The sequence below is a fragment of the Paenibacillus sp. NPDC058898 genome (assembly GCF_049316025.1).
Lineage (GTDB): Bacteria > Bacillota > Bacilli > Paenibacillales > Paenibacillaceae > Paenibacillus_AQ.
Genome location: NZ_JBMOSM010000009.1, coordinates 176,532 through 201,755, shown reverse-complemented (window position 1 = coordinate 201,755; position 25,224 = coordinate 176,532). Strand labels below are relative to the sequence as shown.

Annotated in this window: 22 protein-coding genes; 20 read left to right on the top strand and 2 right to left on the bottom strand. The window is 50.5% G+C overall.

The genetic code is table 11. The features are described 5' to 3' along the window. Window positions 1–78: 78 nt before the first annotated feature. The 13 genes from ACOZB4_RS23200 (at window position 79) to ACOZB4_RS23140 (ending at window position 15,620) form a co-directional block, all read left to right on the top strand. Entirely contained in the window at window positions 79–1,143 is a 1,065-nt protein-coding gene (locus tag ACOZB4_RS23200) for an ABC transporter substrate-binding protein (protein ID WP_379406633.1), read from the top strand. Between the two features lie 66 nt (window positions 1,144–1,209). After that, window positions 1,210–2,316 (top strand): ABC transporter ATP-binding protein, encoded by a 1,107-nt coding sequence (locus ACOZB4_RS23195; RefSeq protein WP_215161894.1) that lies wholly within the window; start codon window positions 1,210–1,212, stop codon window positions 2,314–2,316. Then, on the top strand, window positions 2,300–3,991 hold the full coding sequence (locus ACOZB4_RS23190) for an ABC transporter permease (RefSeq protein ID WP_379406634.1): 1,692 nt from the start codon (window positions 2,300–2,302) through the stop codon (window positions 3,989–3,991). The genes ACOZB4_RS23195 and ACOZB4_RS23190 overlap by 17 nt, the downstream gene beginning before the upstream one ends. Window positions 3,992–4,068: 77 nt before the next feature. Then, window positions 4,069–5,325: an extracellular solute-binding protein gene (locus ACOZB4_RS23185; protein ID WP_379406635.1), complete on the top strand. Its 1,257-nt coding sequence runs from the start codon at window positions 4,069–4,071 to the stop codon at window positions 5,323–5,325. Between the two features lie 66 nt (window positions 5,326–5,391). Next, window positions 5,392–6,249, top strand: a complete 858-nt coding sequence (locus tag ACOZB4_RS23180) for a protein phosphatase 2C domain-containing protein (RefSeq protein ID WP_379406636.1) — start codon at window positions 5,392–5,394, stop codon at window positions 6,247–6,249. A gap of 107 nt (window positions 6,250–6,356) precedes the next feature. After that, the gene (locus ACOZB4_RS23175; protein ID WP_379406637.1) at window positions 6,357–7,292 is read left to right on the top strand and encodes a sugar-binding transcriptional regulator; all 936 of its coding nucleotides are present in this window, start codon (window positions 6,357–6,359) and stop codon (window positions 7,290–7,292) included. 394 nt (window positions 7,293–7,686) lie between these two features. Then, window positions 7,687–8,352, top strand: coding sequence for a deoxyribose-phosphate aldolase (gene deoC / locus ACOZB4_RS23170; protein WP_076325324.1), 666 nt, complete (start codon window positions 7,687–7,689; stop codon window positions 8,350–8,352). A 78-nt stretch (window positions 8,353–8,430) separates the two neighbouring features. Next, complete coding sequence (locus ACOZB4_RS23165) at window positions 8,431–9,609, top strand: NupC/NupG family nucleoside CNT transporter (protein WP_076325325.1); 1,179 nt, start codon at window positions 8,431–8,433, stop codon at window positions 9,607–9,609. 79 nt (window positions 9,610–9,688) lie between these two features. Beyond that, entirely contained in the window at window positions 9,689–10,867 is a 1,179-nt protein-coding gene (gene deoB / locus ACOZB4_RS23160) for a phosphopentomutase (protein WP_379406638.1), read from the top strand. A 23-nt stretch (window positions 10,868–10,890) separates the two neighbouring features. Next, window positions 10,891–11,598 (top strand): purine-nucleoside phosphorylase, encoded by a 708-nt coding sequence (gene deoD, locus ACOZB4_RS23155; protein WP_076325327.1) that lies wholly within the window; start codon window positions 10,891–10,893, stop codon window positions 11,596–11,598. A gap of 139 nt (window positions 11,599–11,737) precedes the next feature. Beyond that, on the top strand, window positions 11,738–13,039 hold the full coding sequence (locus tag ACOZB4_RS23150; protein ID WP_076325328.1) for a pyrimidine-nucleoside phosphorylase: 1,302 nt from the start codon (window positions 11,738–11,740) through the stop codon (window positions 13,037–13,039). Window positions 13,040–13,556: 517 nt separating this feature from the next. Next, the gene (locus ACOZB4_RS23145) at window positions 13,557–14,519 is read left to right on the top strand and encodes an MraY family glycosyltransferase (protein WP_076325329.1); all 963 of its coding nucleotides are present in this window, start codon (window positions 13,557–13,559) and stop codon (window positions 14,517–14,519) included. A 234-nt stretch (window positions 14,520–14,753) separates the two neighbouring features. Next, window positions 14,754–15,620 carry an SDR family oxidoreductase gene (locus ACOZB4_RS23140; RefSeq protein ID WP_379406639.1) on the top strand — a complete coding sequence of 289 codons (867 nt, stop codon included), beginning with the start codon at window positions 14,754–14,756 and terminating at the stop codon, window positions 15,618–15,620. A 247-nt stretch (window positions 15,621–15,867) separates the two neighbouring features. On the opposite strand, the gene murQ is transcribed toward ACOZB4_RS23140, so the two are convergent. Together murQ and ACOZB4_RS23130 are read right to left on the bottom strand one after the other, a co-directional pair. After that, the gene (gene murQ, locus ACOZB4_RS23135; protein ID WP_076325330.1) at window positions 15,868–16,779 is read right to left on the bottom strand and encodes an N-acetylmuramic acid 6-phosphate etherase; all 912 of its coding nucleotides are present in this window, start codon (window positions 16,777–16,779) and stop codon (window positions 15,868–15,870) included. 51 nt (window positions 16,780–16,830) lie between these two features. Next, window positions 16,831–17,787 carry a BadF/BadG/BcrA/BcrD ATPase family protein gene (locus ACOZB4_RS23130; protein ID WP_076325331.1) on the bottom strand — a complete coding sequence of 319 codons (957 nt, stop codon included), beginning with the start codon at window positions 17,785–17,787 and terminating at the stop codon, window positions 16,831–16,833. Between the two features lie 225 nt (window positions 17,788–18,012). Here ACOZB4_RS23130 and ACOZB4_RS23125 point away from each other — a divergent pair, with 225 nt between their 5' ends. The 7 genes from ACOZB4_RS23125 (at window position 18,013) to ACOZB4_RS23095 (ending at window position 25,224) form a co-directional block, all read left to right on the top strand. Then, complete coding sequence (locus tag ACOZB4_RS23125) at window positions 18,013–18,849, top strand: MurR/RpiR family transcriptional regulator (protein WP_076325332.1); 837 nt, start codon at window positions 18,013–18,015, stop codon at window positions 18,847–18,849. A 46-nt stretch (window positions 18,850–18,895) separates the two neighbouring features. Then, window positions 18,896–20,290 carry an ABC transporter substrate-binding protein gene (locus tag ACOZB4_RS23120; RefSeq protein WP_339291787.1) on the top strand — a complete coding sequence of 465 codons (1,395 nt, stop codon included), beginning with the start codon at window positions 18,896–18,898 and terminating at the stop codon, window positions 20,288–20,290. Between the two features lie 131 nt (window positions 20,291–20,421). Then, complete coding sequence (locus ACOZB4_RS23115) at window positions 20,422–21,339, top strand: carbohydrate ABC transporter permease (protein ID WP_379406640.1); 918 nt, start codon at window positions 20,422–20,424, stop codon at window positions 21,337–21,339. Between the two features lie 33 nt (window positions 21,340–21,372). Continuing rightward, window positions 21,373–22,206 carry a carbohydrate ABC transporter permease gene (locus tag ACOZB4_RS23110; RefSeq protein ID WP_076325335.1) on the top strand — a complete coding sequence of 278 codons (834 nt, stop codon included), beginning with the start codon at window positions 21,373–21,375 and terminating at the stop codon, window positions 22,204–22,206. A 14-nt stretch (window positions 22,207–22,220) separates the two neighbouring features. Then, entirely contained in the window at window positions 22,221–23,327 is a 1,107-nt protein-coding gene (locus ACOZB4_RS23105; protein ID WP_076325336.1) for an ABC transporter ATP-binding protein, read from the top strand. Window positions 23,328–23,353: 26 nt separating this feature from the next. Then, window positions 23,354–24,049: a hypothetical protein gene (locus ACOZB4_RS23100; RefSeq protein ID WP_379406641.1), complete on the top strand. Its 696-nt coding sequence runs from the start codon at window positions 23,354–23,356 to the stop codon at window positions 24,047–24,049. Next, window positions 24,046–25,224: a DUF1343 domain-containing protein gene (locus ACOZB4_RS23095; protein ID WP_379406642.1), complete on the top strand. Its 1,179-nt coding sequence runs from the start codon at window positions 24,046–24,048 to the stop codon at window positions 25,222–25,224. The genes ACOZB4_RS23100 and ACOZB4_RS23095 overlap by 4 nt, the downstream gene beginning before the upstream one ends.

The following is a 25,224-nucleotide window of genomic DNA, read 5'->3' as shown; positions in this document are numbered from 1 at the left end:
CGTTGAGAGGTGGAAGCCTGACAGGTATAGTAAATTCGTGGAAGGGAAAATAACACAAAATAAGGGGGATACAAAAAAATGGTGAAAAGATGGCTTACCGCAATCGCTAGTGTGATCATTTTGTTAGGTGTTATTACAGCTTGTGGTGCTCCTGCGACCGAAGGCAAGGGGGAGTCCGATTCCTCGAATTCCAATTCGAATTCCAGCGCGGGTACGGGAAAGCTGACCATTTATTCGCCGAATGCAGCCGAAATCAACAACCCGATTATCAAAGAGTTTCAGGATCGGACAGGTATATCCGTCGATCTGATCTCCGGTGGTACAGGGGAATTGCTGAAGCGTGTGCAGGCTGAGGCAAGCAATCCGCTCGGGGATGTTTTTTGGGCAGGAGGAGCCGATTCCTTGGCATCATTTAGCGAATATTTCGAGCCGTATCAAACAAACGAGAAGGGGGATATTTTCCCGGGCTATCTGGATCCGTCCAACTATTGGACACCGTTTAACGCTCTCCCGATGGTAATCACTTACAACAAAGAGCTGGTATCCGAGGATGAGCTGCCTGCATCTTGGGAGGATCTGCTGGATCCCAAGTGGAAGGGGCAGATTGCATTTGCCGATCCAGGCAAGTCGGGCTCTTCCTATACGCAATTGGTGACCATGCTGACGGCTTTTGGTAAGGATGACGAGCAGGGGTGGGAGTATGTCAAGAAACTTGTGGCCAATATGGACGGCAAAATTTTGTCGGGTTCCAGTCTGGTCCAACGCGCCGTACCTGACGGTGAGTTTGCTCTCGGCATCACACTGGAAGATGCTGCGCTGCGGTACATGGAAGGCGGCTCGCAGATCGGCATTATTTATCCGAGCGAAGGCACTTCGGCTGTACCTGATGGGGCTGCAATCATCAAAGGAACCAAAAATCCGGATGAAGCGAAGCAGTTTATTGATTTTATTGTCAGCAAGGATGTGCAGGAACTGGTGCAAAAGGAATTTAAGCGCCGCTCGGTTCGAGATGATGTAGAACCGGTGGAAGGCTTGCCTCAGACTGCGGACATCGAACTGGTTGATTACGACTTTAGCTGGGCTTCAGATAACAAAGAAGCCGTTATCAGTAGATTCAACGATATTATGATGGGCAAGGAATAGAGCACAAAGGTGGGGGGATGGCTGGCTGATCCGTGGGCAGTCGTCCTCTCGGATATGGAGGCATTCATGAGTCAAGTGGTATTCGATCATGTTACAAAATACTTTGGAGAGAACAAGGCGGTTAATGATGCGCATTTTTCAATAAACGAAGGGGAGTTTTTTACCCTGCTGGGACCGAGCGGCTGTGGGAAAACCACTCTTCTCCGAACGATTGCCGGCTTCTATAAACAAGAGGAAGGGGATATCTACTTTGGCAGCCGAGTCATTAATGACGTGCCTACCCATGAGCGCAATATCGGGATGGTGTTTCAGAATTACGCGATCTTCCCCCATTTGAGTGTGTTTGACAATGTGGCCTACGGGCTTCGCGCCCGGAAAATTTCGAAACGGGACATCGAGAGCCGGGTGATGGAAGCGCTGGAGATGGTGGAGCTGGCCGATCTCCGAGACAGGATACCCGGTAACATGAGCGGGGGACAGCAGCAGCGGATTGCTCTGGCAAGAGCAATTGTCATCCGTCCCGCACTGCTGCTAATGGACGAGCCGCTGTCCAATTTGGATGCCAAGCTCCGGGTGAAAATGCGGACCGATATCCGTCAATTGCAAAAGGAGCTTAATATCACCACTATTTATGTGACGCATGACCAGGAAGAGGCGCTCGCCGTTTCGGACCGGATCGCAGTACTGAGCGAGGGAGTCATCCAGCAGATCGCTTCCCCGAGGGACATCTATCAATACCCCCGGAATCAGTTCGTGGCCAATTTTATCGGTACTTCCAACTTTCTGGAAGGAACCTGCACGTCTGAATCGGGCGGTGACGACGGGATCGGAACAATACGATTGCTCGGCAAAGAGACGCAGCTGCCAATCAAACAATCTTATTCAGGCAAAGTGATTTTTTCAATTCGTCCCGAGCGGGTGCAGATCAGCGCGGAACCAAGTCCCACTTTTGCCTTTGAAGGAATCGTTCAAGCTGTCAGCTTCTTGGGCGATAAGGTGAGTTACTTAATGAAGCTTGAGGACGGGACCTTTATCGATGTACATGATTATCCGGGCAAAACCCTAAGTCTGTTTCAGGAGAAGCAACGGTTGTTTCTGGATTTTCAGCTTCAACGGTCCGTTATGTATGACAGCGTTGGCCTGGAGGTGATCTATCGTGCAGGCGAAGCTTAAGCCCGTCGGGTCTCCGACCGCCCGAGAGCGTCTGCTGCTCAGAAGATGGGATTTCTGGACATTTGTAACCGTATGTGTGTATATCTTCATGCTGGTGTTCATTATTTACCCGCTGGTGTCGCTGCTGTTAAACAGCTTTATCGGCAAGGACGGGAGCATAACCCTGCAGAACTACCTGGATTTCTTTCAGCTCAAGTATTACCATCAGGCTCTGCTGAACAGCTTTCTTGTATCCGCGTTGGCAACCGTGCTGGCGATTCTGATCGGCACCCCGCTAGCCTACATCGCAACAAGATACGACATCAAATGCAAAGGCTTGATGCAGATGATGGTGATTATGTCTCTGCTATCTCCGCCATTTATCGGAGCGTATTCATGGATTTTATTGATGGGCAATAACGGCTTTGTTACGAGGTTCATCCGGGAGTTGGGGATTGATATTCCTTCTATCTACGGCTGGCACGGGATTGTCATCGTATTTGCCCTGCAATTCTACCCTCATATTTTCCTGTATGTATCCGGTGCACTCAAGACGATCGATACTTCGTTGGAAGAAGCATCCGAGAGTCTGGGAATGACAGCATGGAATCGTTTGCGAACTGTGACGCTGCCGCTCATATTTCCTACGCTGTCGGCAGGGGCACTGATGGTATTTATGGCTTCATTTGCCGATTTCGGCACGCCAATGCTGCTTGGGCAGGGCTATAAAGTGCTGCCGATTCTGGCCTACGAGCAATTTATCAGTGAGATGGGCGGCAATCCCGCAATGGCCAGCACGCTGAGTGTGGTCATGATCTTTTTCTCAACGGCCGTTTTGTTTGGTCAGCGGTATTTTGTATCCCGCAAAAATTATTCCATGACCGGCATGCGAACGCCGACGGTGAAGAAGCTGAAGCGGATGCCGAAGGTTCTGTTGACCGTGCTGGCATTTATTCCAGCCTGTATATCCATTATGCCCCAGCTGACCGTGCTTGTGACCTCCTTCCTTGCGAAAAAGGGACCGGTGTTCCATAGCGGATTCAGTCTAGACAGCTATAAAGAAGTGTTCTTCCGTGTGCCCAAAGCGATCATGAATACGTACTCTTACTCTGTGTTGTCCATCATCGTCATGGTTATTGCGGGTATGCTCATCGCTTATATTCTCGTGCGGCGAAGGTCCAAATTCACGGCTTTTATCGACGGCATCATTATGATTCCCTATATCATGCCGGGCACCGTGCTTGGTATAAGTCTGATCATTGCCTTTAACAAGCCGCCGATAGTGCTGACCGGAACATGGATCATCCTTGTCATTGCCTACGTGATACGAAAAATCCCGTACACGATCAGGTCGAGTACGGCGGTTCTTCACCAGCTGGACCGAAGCGTGGAAGAGGCTTCGATCAGCCTTGGCGTGCCGCCGATGAAAACTTTCTTCAAAACGACGGGCCGGCTGATGGCGCCAGGCGTTATATCCGGAGCCATCCTCAGCTGGATTACAACGATTAATGAATTAAGCTCCACGCTTGTTCTGTATTATGGAGCAACGGCGACCATATCCGTCACGATCTACAGTGAGGTTTTTACCTCCAATTACGGCACCGGCGCCGCACTTGCCTCTATTCTTACGGTGACTACGCTTATATCGCTGCTGATTGCGAACAAGTTGTCGGGCAGCAAGGGGTTGTCCTTGTAACTTATGCTTGCGATGCTCGATTTGGTAGTTCTCCTTCAATATTGCTTCCTTTTATAATGTAAAAAAAGGAGGGGTGCATGCTGGAGCGGAAAAATCGGATTTGGAGCAAGAATGGGCTGATCTGGATTGTCTTTGTACTGATTATTGCCGGAAGTCTGGTCGTTTACTCGACTTATTTCCGGCGGCTCGGGCATCCGCCGGAGCAGAGGATCAAGGAAATCGAGCGAATGGAATGCTGGATTTACAGCAGTGAATGGGAACCGATACTTAAGTCCTTGCAGGCTCGTTATCATGAAGTGGAGATGAATGTGCGCACCTTCCAATCGTATGAGGCGCTGCATTCGGAATTGTCAGCTGCCATCTCTGCAGGACGTGCTCCGCAAATTGCGGAATTGAACAATGCCTACGGTCTGGCGGAATGGGTAGAAGACGGGGCGCTCGTGCCCATCAAACTGCCAGGTGAGACAACGGACCTAACGGCTTCAGCCCGCAATGCGTTCACGTTTCAAGGTAAGCTGTGGGCGATGCCTGCCGGTGCATCGATTCCGGTACTTTACTATAATCAAGACAAGCTTCGGAACGCAAGTTTTCAGAGAGAACTGGAATTTGCGGATCTTGAGCAATTAAATGAAGAGATTTCAGGCTGGGTGAGAGGTCTGAACCATCGCAATGCGTCCATCAAGTGGAAGCAGGTAATGGCGGTGGATGAGAATTTGGCCTTTGTTTTTTTGAATATGTGGGGCCATCCGGCAGAAGAGGAGAGGGGAGAGCGGCTGCTTGAACTTCTCGGGGCATGGAACAGGCTGGTGTTTGATTCCGGTGTGATATTTCCTCTGGAGCACCGACTGGCTCTGAGTGAATTCATGGACGGACAGATTCTGCTTCTGGTATCAAGCTCGCAGCATATGCAGTGGATGGATAAGTATATTGCAGGCAAGTTCAATTACGGCGTAGTTCCTCTGCCGGGAGCAGTGGACCAAGGGGTCTCGCCGGGCTTTAGCGCTTTCGCCGTGCTTGCCGGGGGAGGCAACAGAGAACTGGCGCAGGAGCTTGTTAACCACATCGCTTCCCCGTATATACAGGACACTTTGCTGGATGCGACAGGCTATATGCCGGTCCGTCAAGACAGCCTGGACTCGCTGGCGCGGCAAACAGCGGAGGGGACCCGTTATAACATGTTGTTACGGCTGGTCGGGAATGATGACGGGATTGCACCAATGTCTGACGATTACAGACGTTGGAACCGAATCGATGAAACACTGAAAGCCTTGGAGATAGAGCGTAGACCGGATCTGGAGCAGAAGGCGGCCGATCTGCTGCCCCTTCTTCCTTGATCTGTCATACAGAGATTGGAGAACGAGATCATATGCGGGGGAGCTCCGTGGGAGGGATATGAAAACATGATGAAAGTGCAAAATTTGTCGATACAGGGGAGCGGTATCTGGAACGAGGATGCGCTTATTATCAACGATCAGCTGCAGATATACGGCGTTATAGACGGTGCCACTTCGTTGGTGCCGTTTCGAGGCTCAGAGGGGGAGACTGGCGGACGGATTGCCTCGCAGTTGTTAAAGCGATACTTTGAGCAGATTTCACCGGAAGAAAAGCGTAATCTGGAGCAGTTAACCCGTGAGGCCAATCGCATATTGGGAGTGGAAATGCATGCGCACGACATACCGACCGATTCCAAGGATCAGTTATGGACGGCGGGAATTGCAGTGATCCGGATTACTGACCATTATATCGAATATGCTCAATCAGGCGACTGCATGATTATGGGTGCCTATGCTGACGGGTCTGTGCGCATGGTGACACGGGACCATGTGGCGCATATTGATTATGAATCCAAGCTAATCTGGGAACAGGCCGTCCTGGCCGGAGTCCAGTCGAAGGATCAGTTATGGGAGTTGGTGAAGCCCCGCATTCTCAAGAATAAAGAAAAAATGAATACGGCCAGAGGCTACTCCGTTCTGAATGGACGCTCGGACGCGGAGGATTTCATTGAGTACGGCAAGATTAACCGGATTCAGCTTGAGGAACTGCTGCTGCATACCGACGGACTCTATTATCCTGAAAAATTGGTGAATGGGGGCAGACGGACCTCCGAGGAAATTTTGTTCCGCAATATTAAGTCGCGGGGACTGAAAGAGTATGCCGATTGGCTGGTGGCGTTGGAACATAGCGATCCGGAATGTATTACCTATCCACGATTTAAATTGTCTGACGATAAATCTGCGGTTTTGATCAGACTGGGGTAACCTTAGTTCAAGATATATGCCAGCTCCAACTCGCTATCGAATTTTGTGTCAGATCACGTTATAATGTACCCAATTCGGTTACGACATAAATAAAAGTGGGTTGGATCATGGATCAGGATAAACAGCGCCTTAGCATTGAGGCGGCAAGATTGTACTATATGTCGGATTACAGCCAGCAGGATATCGCGACAAGACTCGGCGTTTCACGTCCTACAGTCTCCAGGCTGCTTCAGCACGCCAAGGAGCAGGGCTATGTGCAAATCAGCATTGTGGACCCTCTCGAGGACCTGGACGCTTTGGGCGAAGGAGTGAAGAAGAAGTACGAACTGGAACAGGTGCTGGTGAGTTATTCCCCCATCAATGAATACCGCGAAATTCAGAAGCATATCAGCAAAAGGGCAGCCGATTACCTTCATGAAACGGTTCAGGATGCTGATATTATCGGCGTGACCTGGGGAACGACCATGCATGCCGTGGCACTTCAGCTGCAGCAGAAGCCCGTTCGGGGCGTAGAGGTCGTGCAGTTGAAGGGCGGTGTCAGCCACTCGCATGTGAACACGTACGCCGCCGAGATTGTCAATCTGTTTGCTGAGGCGTACCACACGATGGCGAGATATTTGCCGCTGCCGGTCATCTTTGATACCACTGAGCTGAAAGAAATGGTGGAGCGAGACCGGCATATCCAGCGGATTATCCAATTAGGCAAACAAGCCAACATCGCCATGTTTACGGTCGGTACTGTTCATGAGGACGCACTTCTGTTTAGGCTCGGCTATCTTAGCAAGGAAGAACAGAAGCTGCTGCAGAAGATCGGTGCGGGCGATATTTGCTCTCGGTTTTTTGATGCGGACGGCAGGGTGTGCAGCGAGAATATTAACAATCGTACGGTGGGCATCGATTTGGATGATCTTCGGCACAAGGAAAAATCCATTCTCGTCGCAGGCGGGCAGCGAAAGGTAGATGCCATTCGAGCGGCGCTGGTCGGTAAATATGCAAACATTCTGGTGACGGACCAGTTCACGGCGCAAGCCTTGTTATCATGAAATGCTCAACTTGATGTGGATAATGAAATAGACACCTCGTTTTAGGGAGATTTGAAGCCGGTATGCTTCGCGCTCGCCTGGATGAGGTGTTTTTTAATGCGTTGAAATTAGCTCTCTATACAGGAAGAGGGGCTTCTTTTCTGTTTATGTTTACCTTGATCGGGTATAGAGCATAGTAAAAGGAATGAATTGTTAGATTATTCCTGAATGATGAATTGTCGATCAGCGAACAATGATATATATCATTGCAATAAATGGGAATGAACATATTTTCAATATGCATTTTACATATGTTCAGGTCTGTGATATGATGGTCCCGTCTAAAGGATTAAGCGTTATGATAGCGCTTTTACAAGATTGCAAAAAAAAACAGATTAAGGAGTGTTTTAACCAGATGAATATAGCAGGAATGATCGACCACACGCTCTTGAAGGCGGATGCAACCCAAGCCGAGATTACGAAAATTACAGATGAGGCCAAAAAGTACGGATTTGCTTCGGTTTGTGTGAACCCGACTTGGGTATCCTACTGTGCTGAGCAGCTAGCGGACACCAACGTTAAAGTATGCACGGTCATCGGTTTCCCACTGGGAGCTGCGACATCCGCGGTAAAAGCTTTTGAAGCGAAGGACGCTATCGCTAACGGGGCCAAAGAGGTTGATATGGTCATCAACATTGGAGCGCTTAAAGATCGTAACGATGAGTTTGTACTGAACGATATTCAGGCTGTAGTGGACGCGGCGAAAGGCAAAGCTCTGGTTAAAGTCATCATTGAGACAAGCCTTCTGACGGAGGAAGAAAAGGTGCGTGCAAGCAAGCTGTCTGTACAAGCGGGAGCCGATTTCGTGAAGACGTCAACAGGGTTTTCCACGGGCGGAGCGACGCCGGAAGACGTTGCCCTGATGCGCAAGACCGTTGGCGAGAACACCGGTGTGAAGGCTTCCGGCGGCGTACGCAGCAAGGAAGACATGGACCGCATGATTGAAGCGGGTGCAACGCGTATCGGTGCGAGCTGCGGCGTGAAAATCATGGAGGGCGGCCAATCCAGCTCATCCTACTAATGTCTTGGCCATTTTCGATTATCGATGATTCGGTAGCCGAGTAATATCAAAAAATTCACCTTTGGGGGAACAACGACGATGAAATATTTAATCGCCATACTAGGTTTGCTGGTCGTATTCGGTCTTGCGTTCCTTGTCAGCAATGATAAGCGCCACATCCGTTATCGTCCGCTGGCTGTCATGATTGGGCTGCAGCTGATCCTTGGATTTATACTGCTGAACACCAATGTCGGCGAGTATCTTGTTAAAGGGATAGCGAATACGTTTAAAGCGCTGCTTGACTACGCCGGAGCCGGAATCGGGTTTGTATTTGGCGGCTTTGCCATTGAAGGTAATGGTCCGTTCTTCTTGAATGTCCTGCTGCCAATCGTGTTTATTTCCGCGTTGATTGGTATACTTCAATATATTAAGGTGCTGCCGTTTATCGTAAGATATATCGGTCTCGTCTTGAGTAAAGTCAACGGCATGGGTAAGCTGGAGTCTTACAACGCGGTAGCTTCAGCGATTCTGGGGCAATCCGAAGTGTTTATTTCGGTAAAAAAACAGATCGCCTTAATTCCGAAGCACCGTATGTATACGCTCTGTGCTTCCGCGATGTCCACGGTATCGATGTCGATCGTCGGTGCTTACATGAGCATGATCGAGCCACGGTACGTGGTGACCGCGCTTGTACTGAACCTGTTTGGCGGATTTATCATTGCTTCCATCGTCAATCCTTACAAGGTGGATAAGGAAGAGGATATCCTGGAGGTGCAAGAAGAGGAGAAGCAATCCTTCTTCGAGATGCTGGGCGAGTACATCATGGATGGTTTCAAGGTAGCGATTACCGTTGCAGCGATGCTCCTTGGTTTCGTTGCTTTAATCGCGATGATCAACGGCATTTTTGATATTATTTTCGGAATCACCTTCCAGGAGCTGTTAGGATATATTTTTGCTCCATTTGCTTTTGTCATGGGCGTGCCTTGGAAAGAAGCAGTGGATGCAGGCAGCATCATGGCTACGAAGCTGGTATCGAATGAGTTCGTTGCGATGCTCGATCTGGCCAACTTCACGAATATGTCCGAACGCACCGTGGGTATCGTATCGGTATTCCTGGTGTCCTTTGCGAACTTCTCCTCGATCGGCATCATTGCCGGCGCGGTCAAAGGCCTGAACGAGAAGCAGGGGAACGTAGTTGCGCGTTTCGGTCTCAAGCTGTTGTACGGCGCAACGCTGGTGAGCGTGCTGTCGGCCACGATTACCGGACTGTTCCTGTAAGCCAGGTTTGAAGGACTACTACAAGCGAGCCTTATGGATAGTTTGATTAAAAACTCATATATGAGGGGGAGCAATGGATATGGAACGTTTTGACCGAATTCACTTGATCGTATTGGACTCTGTAGGTATCGGTGAAGCACCGGATGCGGCTGATTTTGACGATGTCGGATCCGACACGCTGGGTCATATCGCCCGCGAATGCGGCGGGCTCAACATGCCGAATATGGCAGCGCTCGGGCTGTCCAACATTCGGGAGATCGAGGGAGTCCCTGTCGCGGACAAACCTCGTGCTTACTATACGAAGATGCAGGAAGCTTCGAATGGCAAAGATACCATGACGGGTCACTGGGAGATCATGGGCTTGTATATCGATACGCCTTTCCGCGTGTTCCCGGACGGATTCCCGGATGAGCTGATCCAGCGCATTGAAGAGAAGACCGGACGCAAGGTCATCGGCAACAAGCCGGCCAGCGGAACGGAGATTATCGAAGAGCTTGGCGAAGAGCACGTAAAAACGGGGGCTTTGATCATCTATACCTCGGCGGACTCCGTGCTTCAAATCGCTGCGCATGAGGATATCGTTCCACTGAAAGAGCTGTACGAAATCTGCGAATTCTGCCGCGAAATCACGCTGGAAGATCCTTATATGCTCGGCCGGATCATCGCGCGTCCGTTCATTGGCGAGGTGGGGAGCTTCAAGCGTACGGCGAATCGGCATGACTATGCCTTGAAGCCTTTCGGACGTACCGCGATGAACGAAATGAAAGATGCTGGTCTAGACGTCATTGCTCTTGGTAAAATCTCCGATATTTTTGATGGCGAAGGCATCACGAAGGCAGTCAGAACCGTATCGAATATGGACGGCATGGATAAAATGGTGCAAACCCTGGGTGAATCCTTCAAGGGACTAAGCTTCCTGAACCTCGTGGATTTCGATGCGGTATACGGACACCGACGCGATCCAAAAGGATATGGCCAAGCGTTGGAGGATTACGATCAGCGCCTGCCCGAGGTATTTGAGAAAATGACGGAAAAGGATCTACTGATCATCACGGCCGACCACGGGAATGATCCGACTTACAAAGGAACGGACCATACGCGTGAATACGTACCGCTGCTTGTTTATTCTCCACGTTTTGCGGAGGGGAAGGAACTTCCGCTTCGCAAGACCTTTGCTGACCTTGGCGCCACGGTTGCCGACAACTTTGGCGTGAAGATACCAGAGCACGGAACAAGCTTTTTGAATGATTTGAAATAATCGAAAACGTGGAGGAATGGGACATGAGTACACATATTGGAGCGAAACCAGGAGATATTGCGGAGTCGATTCTGCTGCCAGGCGACCCGTTGCGCGCTAAATTTATTGCCGAGACGTATCTGGAGGATGTGACCTGCTACAACGAAGTGCGGGGCATGCTCGGATTTACGGGAACCTACAAAGGAAAACGCATCTCCGTGCAAGGTTCGGGCATGGGCGTGCCTTCCATCGGGATTTATGTCAATGAACTCATCCGGGATTATGGCGTCAAAAATTTGTTCCGTGTCGGAACATGCGGTGCGATGCAAGAGCACGTTCGTGTGCGCGACGTTATCCTGGCCCAGGCGGCTTGCTCGGATTCCGGCATGAACCGTCACCACTTTAACGGTTATGATTTCTCCCCGATCGCCAGCTTCCCGCTGTTGCTCGGCGCGTATGAGCGCGGCAAGGAGAAAGGCCTTAAGATGCATGTCGGTAACGTGTTCACGTCCGATGTGTTCTACCGTGAGGACAAATCAGTGGTTGAGAAGCTGATGCAGCACGGCGTGCTGGGCGTAGAGATGGAAACAACGGCCCTCTACACGATTGCCGCACGCTTCGGCGTAAATGCTCTGACGATCCTGACTGTAAGTGACCACTTGCTGACAGGGGAAGAGACTTCGTCCGAGGAGCGCCAAACGACGTTTAACGAGATGATGGAAGTCGCGTTGGATACGGCGATTTCGTTGTAAGGAAACTGTCCTGAGCGAAGCAGGCGGAATTGTTTTGAAAGAAGTGAAGCGGGGCAACAGCGATTGGAAGAACAATCCGCATTTGTAGTGATGCCCGTGGAAGGAACACAATCATCGCAAACAGTGAGGAGAATGTACGATGAGAATGGTTGATTTAATTGCGAAGAAACGAGACGGCAAGGAACTGACAACCGAAGAGATCAATTTCTTCATCGACGGATATACCAAGGGAGATATTCCCGACTATCAGGTGAGCGCCATGAACATGGCGATTTATTTCCAGGACATGACCGATCGGGAGCGGGCAGACCTGACGATGGCAATGGTAAACTCCGGAGAAACGATTGATCTGTCCGCAATTGAGGGAATCAAGGTTGATAAACACTCCACCGGGGGCGTAGGCGACACCACGACACTCGTTCTGGCTCCGCTTGTAGCGGCACTGGATATTCCCGTAGCGAAGATGTCCGGACGCGGCCTCGGCCATACCGGAGGAACGATTGACAAGCTGGAGTCCATTGAAGGATTTCATGTGGAGATCAGCAAAGACGAATTTGTGAACCTTGTGAATCAACATAAAATCGCCGTCATCGGCCAAACCGGGAACCTCACCCCGGCGGACAAAAAACTGTATGCGCTTCGGGATGTGACGGCTACCGTTAATTCCATTCCGTTGATTGCCAGCTCCATTATGAGCAAGAAGATTGCTGCAGGCTCGGATGCGATTGTACTGGATGTTAAAACCGGAGCAGGCGCGTTCATGAAAACCGTGGAGGATGCCAGGGAATTGGCACACGCCATGGTTAGCATTGGCAACAATGTCGGCCGCAAAACGATGGCCGTCATTTCCGATATGAGTCAGCCGCTTGGGGTTGCGATCGGCAATTCGCTGGAAGTACAGGAAGCAATCGATGCGCTTCGCGGCGAGGGTCCGAAGGATCTGGAGGAGCTGTGCCTGGCTCTAGGCCGGCAGATGGTTTTCCTTGCTCAAAAGGCAGATTCGCTTGAAGATGCCGAAGAGATGTTAAGAGAGGTTATCCGCAACGGCAAGGCATTGGAGAAATTCAAGGAATTCATCCAGAACCAGGGCGGAGATCCGTCCGTGGTGGATCACCCCGACCGACTGCCGAAGGCGCAGTATCTGATTGAGCTTCCTGCACAGCAGGACGGTGTTGTCGCGGAGCTGGTAGCGGATGAGATCGGTACCGCAGCGATGCTGCTTGGAGCCGGTCGTGCAACGAAGGAATCCGAGATTGACTTGGCTGTAGGCCTGATGCTGAACAAGAAGGTCGGCGATGCCGTGAAGAAGGGCGATTCCCTTGTAACCATTCATGCTAACCGCGAGAACGTAGATGACGTGAAGCAGAAGCTGTATGAGAGCATTCGGATTGCAGATCATGCGGATGCGCCAGTATTGATTTATGACATTGTGACGGAGTAAGGTGAAGCCTTAATCCGAAGCGATGTCATAAACGGAACACTGAGGACAACAGGGTGAGCACCCACTGCTCGTGCGAATCGCTCATCCCTATATCAGTGCCTCATTTTCAAAGCTAAGCTGGAAACCTGCCTCCCGTTTTTTATAAACGGGGGCAGGTTTTTTTGGCGGTCCCCGTCATAAAACGGGTGGAGGCCCTCATAAGATGGTAGTGGGGAAAACGTAAGGCATTTAACGGGAGAGGGAGATGTGTAGCCCGGGCAAGAGTCATCCTGCTTGAAGGAGGCTTTTGGCCATGACCATCGATCAGTTGATTGCTTTGCTGGCACTTATCGTTATGATCATCGGACTTGTGGTGAAGAAGGAGTCTTAACCTGTAAAGTCCGGGAGGGCTGCTGCTAAGTAGAAATTCTACTGATGCAGCAGTCTTTTTCTTTCTAATAGGTTGATAGAGTTCGATATAAGTCATATACTTAGATTGCAATGTTCTCCATTATTCATCATTTATTGGGAGGAAACTATGCTATATTTTGCAGCGTTTGTCATATCTATGGTGCTGGTATTGGTCCTGATTCCGCCATTTCGCAAGCTTGCGATCAAGCTTGATTTTGTGGACAAGCCAAGGCCGGACAGCGAGCGGAAAATACACCGCGAGCCAATACCGCTGACGGCGGGAATCGCCATATTTATCGGATTTTTCATCACTTATTTTGCACTTACCGGTGTCATTTCAAGGGAAGCGGTAGGTATCTTTATCGGTAGCGCCTTGATTCTCGGGATTGGCCTCGTGGACGATTGGTATAAGTCCCAGGGCAAGGAGCTGGCATCGCTGCCGAAGCTCATTGTACAGGTCAGCGCAGCCGTCGTTGTATACAGCTATGGCATCGCGTTTGAAGGATTCAACAATCCGTTTACGGGTCAGTATATTAACCTGCCGGAATGGCTGCAGCTCATCTTAACGATTCTGTGGATTTTCGGTGTAACGACAGTCATTAATTTCTCGGATGGCATCGACGGTCTTGCCGGAGGACTCTCCGCCATATCCGGAGGTACGCTGTTTGTTGTGGCGATTACACTGGGCAGAGGCGAGTCCGCGCTCCTCGCTGTCATTCTTGTAGGTGCCGCGCTAGGATATCTAAAGTACAACAAGCCGCCGGCCAGAGTGTTTATGGGGGATGCCGGAGCCACTTTCCTTGGGTTCATACTCGGGATTATTGCTCTGGATGGTGCGTTTAAAGGGGCAACCCTGGCGTCCTTATTCGTTCCAATCTTCGCACTGGGCGTGCCGATCTTCGATAATATCATCGTAGTCATCCGCAGAATGCTTCAGTCGAAGCCGATCTATCAGGCCGATGCATCCCAGGCGCATTATCGTTTACTGGCAACGGGACTCAATCAGAAGCAGACACTAGTATTTCTGTGCTTGCTGAATCTCTGTTTCGGTCTGGCTGCCATCATACTTGCGATGAATGGCGGCGCTTGAGGCGTTTAAGCCTGCCATAAGCTTTATCCAGTGCGTTATTAAAGTCTCGTCTCCAAATGGATGTTGGTGGCGGGACTTTTTTTTAGAGATAAGAAAGTATAAACTTCAGAGGCTTACCATCCTTATCTCGCAAGAAAAACTTCCGCTAAATGCGGTCTGTCTTCTGAGAAAGTACGTCGATAGACGTTTTTTTTATTACAATGGTAGAAGGTATACGAAGCAGGAGGTCTGTGGATGAATGACATGACAGGGAAAATCATCATCGTGACAGGAGCGAACTCCGGAATGGGCCTGGCGACAACCGTGGAGCTGGCCAAAGGGGGAGGGCACGTCGTCATGGCTTGTCGGAGCCAAGTCAGAGGAGAAGCGGCTCTTCGGCAAGCGTTACAAGAGAGCGGCAGCTCGAAAATTGAGCTGATGACATTGGATTTGGGCTCTTTTGATAGCATCAGAGTTTTTGCTTCCGACTTTAAGGCCAAATACGACAGGCTCGATGTATTGGTAAACAACGCGGGTGTGGTCACCCTCAAGCGGGAATTGACGCAGGACGGATATGAAGCCATGATGGGGGTCAATCATCTGGGGCATTTTTTACTGACGAACGAGCTCCTGGAGCCTCTTCAGCGTGCCCGCCAGGGGAGGATTGTGAACGTATCCTCTGGCGCACACAAAGTGGGCAGCATCCACTTGGATGACCCTAATCTCGGTAAAGGATTCAATGTGGTCAAAGGTTATGCGCAGTCCAAATTGGCGAATATTTTATTTACGAAAGAGCTGGCTCGTCGGCTGCAGCCGACAAAGGTAACGGTCAATGCGCTCCATCCCGGTGCAGTGAGTACCAGCATTGGCGTGAACCGGGATACAGGCTTTGGCAAAGCGGTCCATAAGCTGCTTGGTCCGTTCTTTCTAACCGCGCAGGAAGGTGCGCGGACAGCGATTTACTTGGCTTCAAGCCCTGAAGTAGAGCATGTGACAGGGGAATATTACGTTAAATGCAAACCGGCCAAGACCACCGAGAAGGCAAGGGATCCGCAACTTGCCGCTCGCCTGTGGGCATGGAGTGAACAACAGGTAGGTTGGAAGTCGGACAAGGGTCGATGAACTTATGCATTTCAAGAAGGCTCGGTTCTATGAGTGAGGCTAAATCTGATTGATCCGATAAGGGCATGATCGGACTACAAGGAACGATGAGACCAATCGGCCCATTAGTATGGTGACGACTAACAGTAAATGAAGGTCCATGCTGGCGAACAAATAAACGGGATATCTCCAGATCAACATGATCTTGGGATATCCCGTTTCATTTTACGATCGATGTTCATGATAGGCCATAGAAGCACGAAATATGCTACTTCGTTGTTTTCATATCGATCGCGCTGCGAACAAATCCGCTGGTACCGTCAAGGAGTTTGGACGCTTCTGCGGCATTGACATTAGCCAGAAGCATCACGATGGCGGTTTTGACATGGGCGCCGGATTCATGGTATGCCTTCTCAACAGCATCCTCAGATGCTCCCGTTGCCAGGGTGATAATGCGTTTGGCGCGATGTACAAGCTTGTTATTGGACGGGTTGAGGTCGACCATTAGGTTTTTGTACACTTTGCCGATTCGAATCATGGCGGTCGTTGTCAGCATGTTCAGAATCAGCTTTTGCGAAGTGCCGGCCTTCATCCGCGTGGAGCCCATGATCACTTCCGGTCCGACAACAGCTTCGATCACAAAATCCGCGTACTGATGCATCGGCGATTCGTAGTTATTACAGAGTCCGATGACAACGGCTCCACACTCCTTGGCGCGTCTCATTGCACCAAGAACATAGGGCGTGCGGCCGCTTGCAGCGATGCCGATGACAACATCCTTCTCGTTGATCCCGTTTTCATGGATATCCTGTTCACCTAACTCCTCGCTATCCTCGGCACCTTCGATAGCTTCCTTCACGGCTCTGAAACCACCAGCGATCAATCCCTGCACCATAGAAGGGTCTGTCCCGTAGGTAGGTGGACACTCGGATGCATCCAGAATCCCGATTCGACCGCTGGTTCCGGCACCTATATAGAACAATCTGCCGCCCTTCTGGAAAGCTTCTACTACGAGATCTGCCGCTCTGGCTATAAGAGGAATAAGCTCGCGGATCGCATCGGTGATCAGGCTATCCTCGCTATTGATGAGGATCATAATTTGTTCTGAGCTCAACTGATCAATGTTCTGCGTATTTTCATGAGGCTGTTCGGTTGTCAATTGACTTAGAATATTCGTCATGAGACAGGTCTCCTTTTTTGCCTTGGAATATGGACGGGCACTGATGTAAAGCTACAGCAAGTCAGAGACGCCGTCTGTAAATAGCTTGCAGGCTAACAGGGCCGCGCCATGGGCGGGTGTACGTTCACGATTTCCTTCAGGGAACCGGAGGCGGGGATAACGCGTTAGCAGAATGCTAGTGTACGTTTCCCGAAACGATTGCGAATGTTTGAAGATCGAGCCGATCCGCACGAGTTCACTCTCTGCGAATTCAGCTTGCCGCCTGATGAGAGCGCTTGTTGTATCGGCCAGTTCTTCTGCCTGCTGCCGGATGATACGGTTTGCCGCTTCATCACCGGCTTCGGCTGCTTCTATGCAGCAGCGGGCGAAGGAAGCGATATCCTGTTTCGTTATAGCGGGCTGGTAAATGTAAGATTTGAGATCGGTAATATGCTGGAGAGGATAGGCTGCAACAATCAGGCTGCTCATGATGGTGGGTGGCAAAATGCCCTCGTGGCTCTTAATGACAGATTTTAGAGCCTGAAGTCCGATCTGGTAGCCGCTGCCTTCGTCTCCGAGAAGATGTCCCCAGCCACCGACGCGGTGGATGTCTCCCGATTTGGTTATAGCATAGGTATTGGATCCGGTTCCCGAGATCGCAAGTATTCCATACTGACGTTCCAGTACGGCCATTAATGAAATTTCGGCTTCCGAGCGCATGTAAATACGCATCGAGAGCTGCCGCTGCTGGAAATAGGAATGAAGGAAGGACTGAACACGACGTCGTTCTTCTGCAGAGCTTATACCTGACATTCCAAGACATATTGATGTAAATATTAATGACTTATTAAAAAGAGGTGCCAGAAGCCCATCCAACACCGTTCGGAGTTCCTCCATCGCTTTATCAAAGGTTACAATGTAGGGATTGGTGGAACCTCCGGTAAACCGGGACAACACTTCTCCAGCGCTGTTGATAGCGGTTGCTTCGGTCTTGGTACCGCCACCATCCACACCGATAAAAATTTCCATATTGAACCACTTCGCTTTCTATAACCAGTATAGGAGAAAACAGAAGTGTTGTAAAATAAAATTTTAAATCATGAATTATGTATTGAAATATAATTTCATACAATTTATAATAAACTCAATCCACTGATATTGAAAGCGATACCAGTCATGCTTTCATTCAAGTTGTGTAAAGTAATATTACATATAGGTGATCATCAGAGGATTATTTGTAAAGGGGGGCAAGAAATGAACGGCGGATTGGTTCGATTGCGTGAGGTGTATGATTCATTAAATCCGTCCGAGCGCAAAGTTGCAGCCTTCATTTTGCAGGAACCGGCAGAGATGATACAGATGTCGGTCGCGGATCTTGCAGTCCGAAGCGGTTCCAGTCAGGCTGCCATAGTACGCCTGTGCAAAACGATGGGTTTCAAAGGCTATCAGGATCTGAAGCTGAAGGTAGCTGGAGACTTGCAGGAGCCATTAGCCACCGGGTATCAGGATATCCGGCCCAATGACAGCATTTCTGCAATTATACAGAACGTCTCGAACAACAACATTCAATCGATTCGGGATACGATGAAGATTATGGAGGAAGGGAAGGTAGAAGAGGCCGTTCTGGCCCTCGATCAATCGAAGCGCATTTTCATGTTCGGGGTAGGGGCTTCCAATCTGATCGGGATGGATGCTCAACAGAAATTTTTGCGGATTAATAAGGTATGCATATCTTTTCCGGATCCACATGTTCAGCTCACCTCGGCGGTACTGCTGACGCCAGATGATACGGCCGTATGCATTTCCTACTCCGGTGAAACGGATGAAGTGATCCGCGCAGCAGCCATTGCGAGGGAGAAGGGGTGCAAGACGATTGGCATTACCAAATACGGTGATTCTACCTTGAGCCGATCGGTAGACATTCCCTTGTACACCTCTTCCACGGAGAACGAGATTCGCAGTGGCGCGATGTCCTCTCGTATTACGCAGCTTAATCTTATCGATATTTTATATCTTGGCGTCGCCAGCCGGAATTACGAGAATTCAGTGAAATACCTGGATGAGAGTCGGCAAGCGATCAAGCGGTTGTAGTTGATAGCGAAAACCAAAAATATATAAATGATAAGGGGAGTAGTACATGAAGAAAAAAGGTTGGCTTACATTGTTGGCTTCTTTGATGCTCGTGTTTACCGCAGCTTGCGGCGGATCCGGTGGGGCGAAGACTCCGGAAGGCGGATCCGGGACCACATCGGAAGGAAACGGTGAGGCCGCACCGAAGCAGGATACGGTTGTCGTCTGGACTTATCCGGTTCATGGTAAATACGAAGATGAGTTGAAAGAGCATGTGGCGGATCTGAAAGAAAAATATCCGCACATTACGGTCCAAACCGAAGTGCTCTCCTGGGCTGAAGGTCCGAAGAAGTTCGACGTGGCCTTGAATGCGGGTAACCCGCCTGACCTCTATTTCCACGCGGTGGATGGAGCTTATGTGGATACGGGCCTTGCACTGGAGCTTTCCCCTTATATTACAGACGAAATCAAAAACGACTACCTGCCGGGAACGCTTGAGCTGGGCCAAATCCAGGGCAAACAATATGGACTTCCGCTGTACCAATCCCTCTGGGCTTGGGGCGGCAACAAGAAGATTCTTGAAGAAGCAGGCATCGACTGGAAGGCTATTCAAGAGAACGGCTGGACTTGGACCGAATTTAAGGCAGCTGCCGAGAAGCTGACCAAGAAGCTCCCGAACGGAAATACGCAGTATGCGCTGGTGACGGATGGTACTTCCCTGGACTTCATGGAAATGCTGACACGCAGCAACGGCATGCCAGACGTTCTGAACGATAAAGGCGAGTTCCAATGGAACGACGAGCGGATTCTGGACACGATGACATTCGTGTCCGATCTGATGAAAGCCGGACATTTGCCTGCCGAGACTGCCGCGGTTACGCCGGCGAAACGGATGGATCTGTTCTATGCAGAGGAAGCCGCGGTTGTGTCCAAAGCGATTCCTTACTACGATGTGATGCTTCAGAACCGCGCGAAGGATATTGACAGCGGTACGGTCCAAGGCGCGAAAATCGAGTTCGTCCTGCTGCCGGTTCCGCATAATGACGGGGCGGAGCGCAAGACATCCATGTTTGGTGAAGGCTATGTCGCTTTCAAACAGAAGAAGGATAAAGGCGAAGAGCATGCGAAGAACACGTTCCTGATTATGGAAGGACTGAGCGGTGCGAAAGCCGGTAATTCAGCGAATGAACTGGTGTTGCCTTTCGTTCGTAAATCCCAAGCGGAGTTTTATGAAGGCAAAGGACTCGGTACGGAATCCACAATTAAAGCAGCGGAAATTTTCGCAAACTTCAAAGAAATTCCGGTGACCCTGAACCTCGATGCAGATGCCTCAGGTAACCAGAAGAAATTCAAGGAGCAAGTGGTGAAGCCGAACATTCAGGCGCTGTTCTCGGGAGAGAAGACACCGGAGCAGATCGCACAGGACTTCAAGGATAAAGGCAAACAAATTTTAGGACAGTAATTGAAGTTATAAGGGGGTGTCCCGTTGTCCTTAGCAGGAACAAAACGGGTCACTCCCTTTTTAAACCAACCACTCCAGGCTTCAAAAAGCTTCATGAAAATACTTCACCTGTGCGCAAAGGAGGAAATCAAATGCAGACTGCCCCGGCGCAAACCAGGCCCTCGCGTCCCCCAATGAAGGGTTATCTACGCGAATATGGATGGGCGTATTTATTCATTCTGGCTCCCGTACTGTTGTTCTTGGTATTTACACTTTACCCTGTTGCCTCCGCTTTTCTGATGAGCTTTCAGGAATACAGCGTGATGGGCTCCGAATGGATTGGAACGGACAATTACACACGGATGGTACAGGATGAAGTGTTCTGGAAATCCATGAGGAATACGGTTTTATTCACGATCGGTACCGTTCCGGTTAACATTGTCATCACGTATGCGTTATCCTTTTTTATTTTTCAGATGAAGAATAAATGGCAGACGTTCTTCAAGGCTACGATGTATTTGCCAGCCGTTGCTTCCGGCGTCACCATCTCGGTCGTGTGGCTCGCGATTTACGATCCGACCCATGCCGGGCTGCTGAATCGTTTCATCGGATTGTTCGGATTAGATCCGGTCATATGGCTCGGCAAATCGAACACGGCGCTCTTCTCGCTCATCTTGATGAACTGGCTCGGTTCGCATGGTGCGGGCATTATTCTCTATCTGGCTGCCATGGGCGGAATTCCCAAATCGCTCTATGAAGCTGCGGATATTGACCATGCAAGCGGTTGGTCCAAATTCTGGCGCATTACGTGGCCGCTGATGAAACCAACCACGTTGTATCTGCTGGTGACGGGTGTCATTACGTCCTTCCAGGTATTTATCTCGGTGTATCTGATGACGCAGGGCGGTCCGAACTTCGCGACGACAACCATCGCCTACCTGATTTACAGCACCGCCTTCAACTTCTATGAATTTGGACTCGCAGCAGCGCAATCTTTTGTATTAGCCGCATTGATTATTGTCATTTCCATCATTCAGTTCAAATACTTCTCGTCCGACGTGGAGTATTAATGCATATTTCTGAAGCTAAAAGGGGGTGCACCTATGAAATCAAGATCAAAATTGATCATGCTGATTGTGGCTTCGGTCATCTTGGTGGTATGGAGCGTTCTGACGATTATTCCGATGTACTGGATGTTGATTGGCTCTGTGCAGGACACCAAATCAGCGGCTTCGTTTATCCCGAAAATGATTCCGGACGTATTTTCCGTGGCCCCGTACGAGCGTTTTTTTGGCAAAACCAACGTCATGAGATGGCTCTTTAACTCCTTATTGATCTCGTCCATCCTGACGGTGACCAACGTATTCCTGGCCTCACTCGCAGGGTATGCCTTTGCGAAGCTGAAGTTCCCAGGGAACAAAGCGGTATTTTGGGTTTTGCTCAGCACGATGATGATCCCGGCGCAAGTGACGCTGATTCCGCTCTATATTTTGATGATTGACGTATTTGATCTCGGGAATACATACACAGCTATACTTCTTCCCGGCATTGTAAGCGTGGGCAATATTTTCTTGATGAAGCAGTACATGTCATCGCTGCCTACCTCTCTGATTCATGCAGCGCGTATCGACGCTTGCGGGGAATTCGGCATCTTCTGGAAAGTCATTCTTCCGATGGCTAAACCGGGTCTTGCCGTGCTGGCGATTTTCACGTTCGTTGCATCCTGGAACGATTTCTTCTGGCCCTTCCTCGTGACAAATTCGACGGAAATGAGGACCATTCAAGTCGGTCTGGCTTCCTTCGTTTATGCGGACACGACCGATTTCGGCGCACTTATGGCTGGAGCAACCGTCGCGGCACTGCCGATGATGATCCTGTTCTTCTCGCTTCAGCGCTATTTCCTGCAAGGCATCACCATTGGAGCCGTTAAAGGCTAGAAGGAGGCAAAGTTATGGCACGCGTAGAATTCCGTAATATACGAAAAGAATTTGTAGACGACAACAAAGGGACCTTTACCGCTGTAGCGGGGTCGGACTTTGTGATCAATGATAAAGAGTTCGTGGTATTTGTCGGTCCTTCCGGCTGCGGCAAAACCACCTCGCTGCGCATGATTGCAGGCCTTGAGCGTCAGACGTCCGGCGATATCGTCATCGGCGACCGGGTGGTGAACAATCTTCATCCGAAAGACCGGGATATCGCCATGGTGTTTCAGGATTATGCGCTGTATCCGCATATGACGATTCGCGAGAATCTTTCCTTCGGCTTGAAGAACTTGAAGAAGCCCAAGGCTTATATTGAGCAAAAGGTAGCGCAGGCAGCATCCATTCTCGGCCTGGAGTCGATGATTGACAGGAAGCCGCGCGAGCTGTCCGGTGGACAGCGTCAACGTGTGGCGGTTGGGCGGGCCATCGTGCGCGACCCGCAGGTGTTCCTCTTTGACGAACCGCTGTCGAACCTGGATGCGAAGCTTCGCGTGCAGATGCGGGTAGAGCTGTCCGAGCTGCACAAGCGACTGGAAGCCACCATTGTATATGTAACGCATGATCAGGTTGAAGCGATGACGCTCGGTGAGCGGATCGTCGTGATGAACAACGGCATTATCCAGCAGATCGCATCACCAACTGAGCTGTATGCGAAACCGCAGAACATGTTCGTAGCCGGCTTTATCGGCTCCCCGCCGATGAACTTTATCGATGTGCAGAAGGAAGGAAATGTCCTCCGGATGGAAGGCGGGGTATTCACCATTCCGGACGCGATGGCGGGTGCGCTGAGTAAATACGACAATGAGCATCTTATTCTGGGGGTTCGCCCCGAGCATATTACCGGCGAGGATATGCCAGGCACAACCAATCTGGATTACAAATATTCCACCAAGGTTCAGGTCGTTGAACATCTCGGTTCTGAGAACCTGGTGTACTTCCGCATAGGAAACCGGACCGTTACCGCGAAGGTTCACCCGGAAACGACGGGTTATCCGGGCATGGACAAAACCTTCATTTTCAATTTCGATAAGGTGCATTTCTTCGATCCTGAGACGGAACAGCGTATCGATTGGTAAACAACGACGAAGAGGAGAGGAAAGCTATGCGCAAGCTGAATGATGTGTTGAAGAAGACCGGGGTTGAGATTTACCGTGAGATTACGGCGGTGGCCTTATACAGCATGATTACCTCGCTGGTGCTCGTAACGGTGGTTATGTTTGTGCCGCTGTGGGTAGCGCTGGTGCTGCTGCCGGTTCTGTATATGCCGCTGTTCTATGGTGTTTGTTATGCCTATCACCGCAAAACGGAGCGGGGCAAGTCCAGGCTGAAAGACGTGTTTCAAGGTGCGCTTAAAGGGCTTGGACCCGCCGTCGTCATGGGCTTCTTCTTCGTGGTGATGACATTGATTCTATGGTCCACCTGGTGGTATTACGGAGGCAAAGAGGGGATCGGCTATCTTGCGATTGGCGTGTTCCAAACTTATTTTGTTGTCATGGCGCTCATCTCCCAATTCTACACCTTTCAGCTTGTCATTCAGGAAAGAATGGGCATCTTCAAGGCCATGGCCCACAGTGTCAGGCTGTTCCTGAAGTTTCCGGCCTATACACTGGGCGCATGCTTTCAAGCCTTCTGCGTTGCGATTCCGCTGATGGTTACGGTCGTTGGCTTTGGATTTTTGTTTAACGGTATGTGGGCTATATACCAGCACAAGGTTACGTATAATGTACTGAATCCGGAAGAGGCCAAACCGGTGGAAGACGGTGTGGTAGCCTCGGAAGCGAGAGGTGTAAGCATATGATGAGAAGCAACGTGCGGAGCGGAATTGATATGCTGCCGAACATCAAGCATGAGAAAATCACGGGTCGTCGCCTTGGCGTCATCACGAATCCGACGGGGCTTACGTCGGATTTTCGTTCATCTATCGAGGTGATTGCAGGCTTACCTGAGTCCGAATTGACGGCTTTGTTTGCTTGCGAGCATGGGCTGCGAGGTCAGCTGCAGGCAGGCAAGCACGTTGATGATGAAGTGGACCCGGTATTCGGCGTGCCGGTGTACAGCCTGTATGGTTCGCGGCGTAAACCGGATGCCGACATGCTGAAGAACGTGGACACGGTCATCTTCGATATTCAAGACCTCGGTGTCCGTTTCTACACGTATTTGACCACGCTGCTCTATGTCATGGAGGCATGCGCTGAGCAAGGCAAGAGCTTGCTTGTCCTGGACCGGCCGAATCCGCTTGGCGGTGAGCGCTGTGAAGGCGGCTTGCTGCAGCCGGGATATGAATCCATGGTGGGAGGATGGCAGATTCCGATTAGCACCGGGATGACCATTGGCGAATTTGCGCGCATGGCCAATGACTTGCGGGGGACCGGATGTGATCTGGATGTGATTCAGCTCGAAGGATGGACGCGCGACATGGTTTATACCGACACGGGTCTTCCGTGGGTACCGCCTTCCCCGAACATTCCTACGATGGATACGGTGCGGCTGTACAGCGGAACCTGCTTCTTCGAAGGGACCAATCTTTCGGAAGGCAGGGGGACGACCCGGCCGTTTGAATGGATCGGTGCTCCATGGGTCAATGGAGAAGAGTTGGCGAAGGCATTCAACGCGTACGGACTGCCAGGTGTGTTTGCCCATTCCATGTACATGACACCCACCTTCTCGAAGCATCAGGGCGAAGGCTGCGGCGGGGTGATGTTGTTTGTAACGAATTCGGCAAAAGTGGAAGCTGTGCGTACAGGGCTTGTGCTGTTGCACCTGGTCAGCCGAATGTACCCGGATCAGTTCCAGTGGCTTGCCCCACCGGAGGGACGCAACCGGTATTTTATTGATTTACTGACGGGCAGCGAGGATGTCCGGCGGCACATCCACGAAGAAGCCGGACTCCAGCGCATTGTTGCCGAATGGGGCAAGGATGCGGAGCGGTGGAGAATGATGCGGGCTCCTTACCTGCTGTATGGGGAGGCGTAA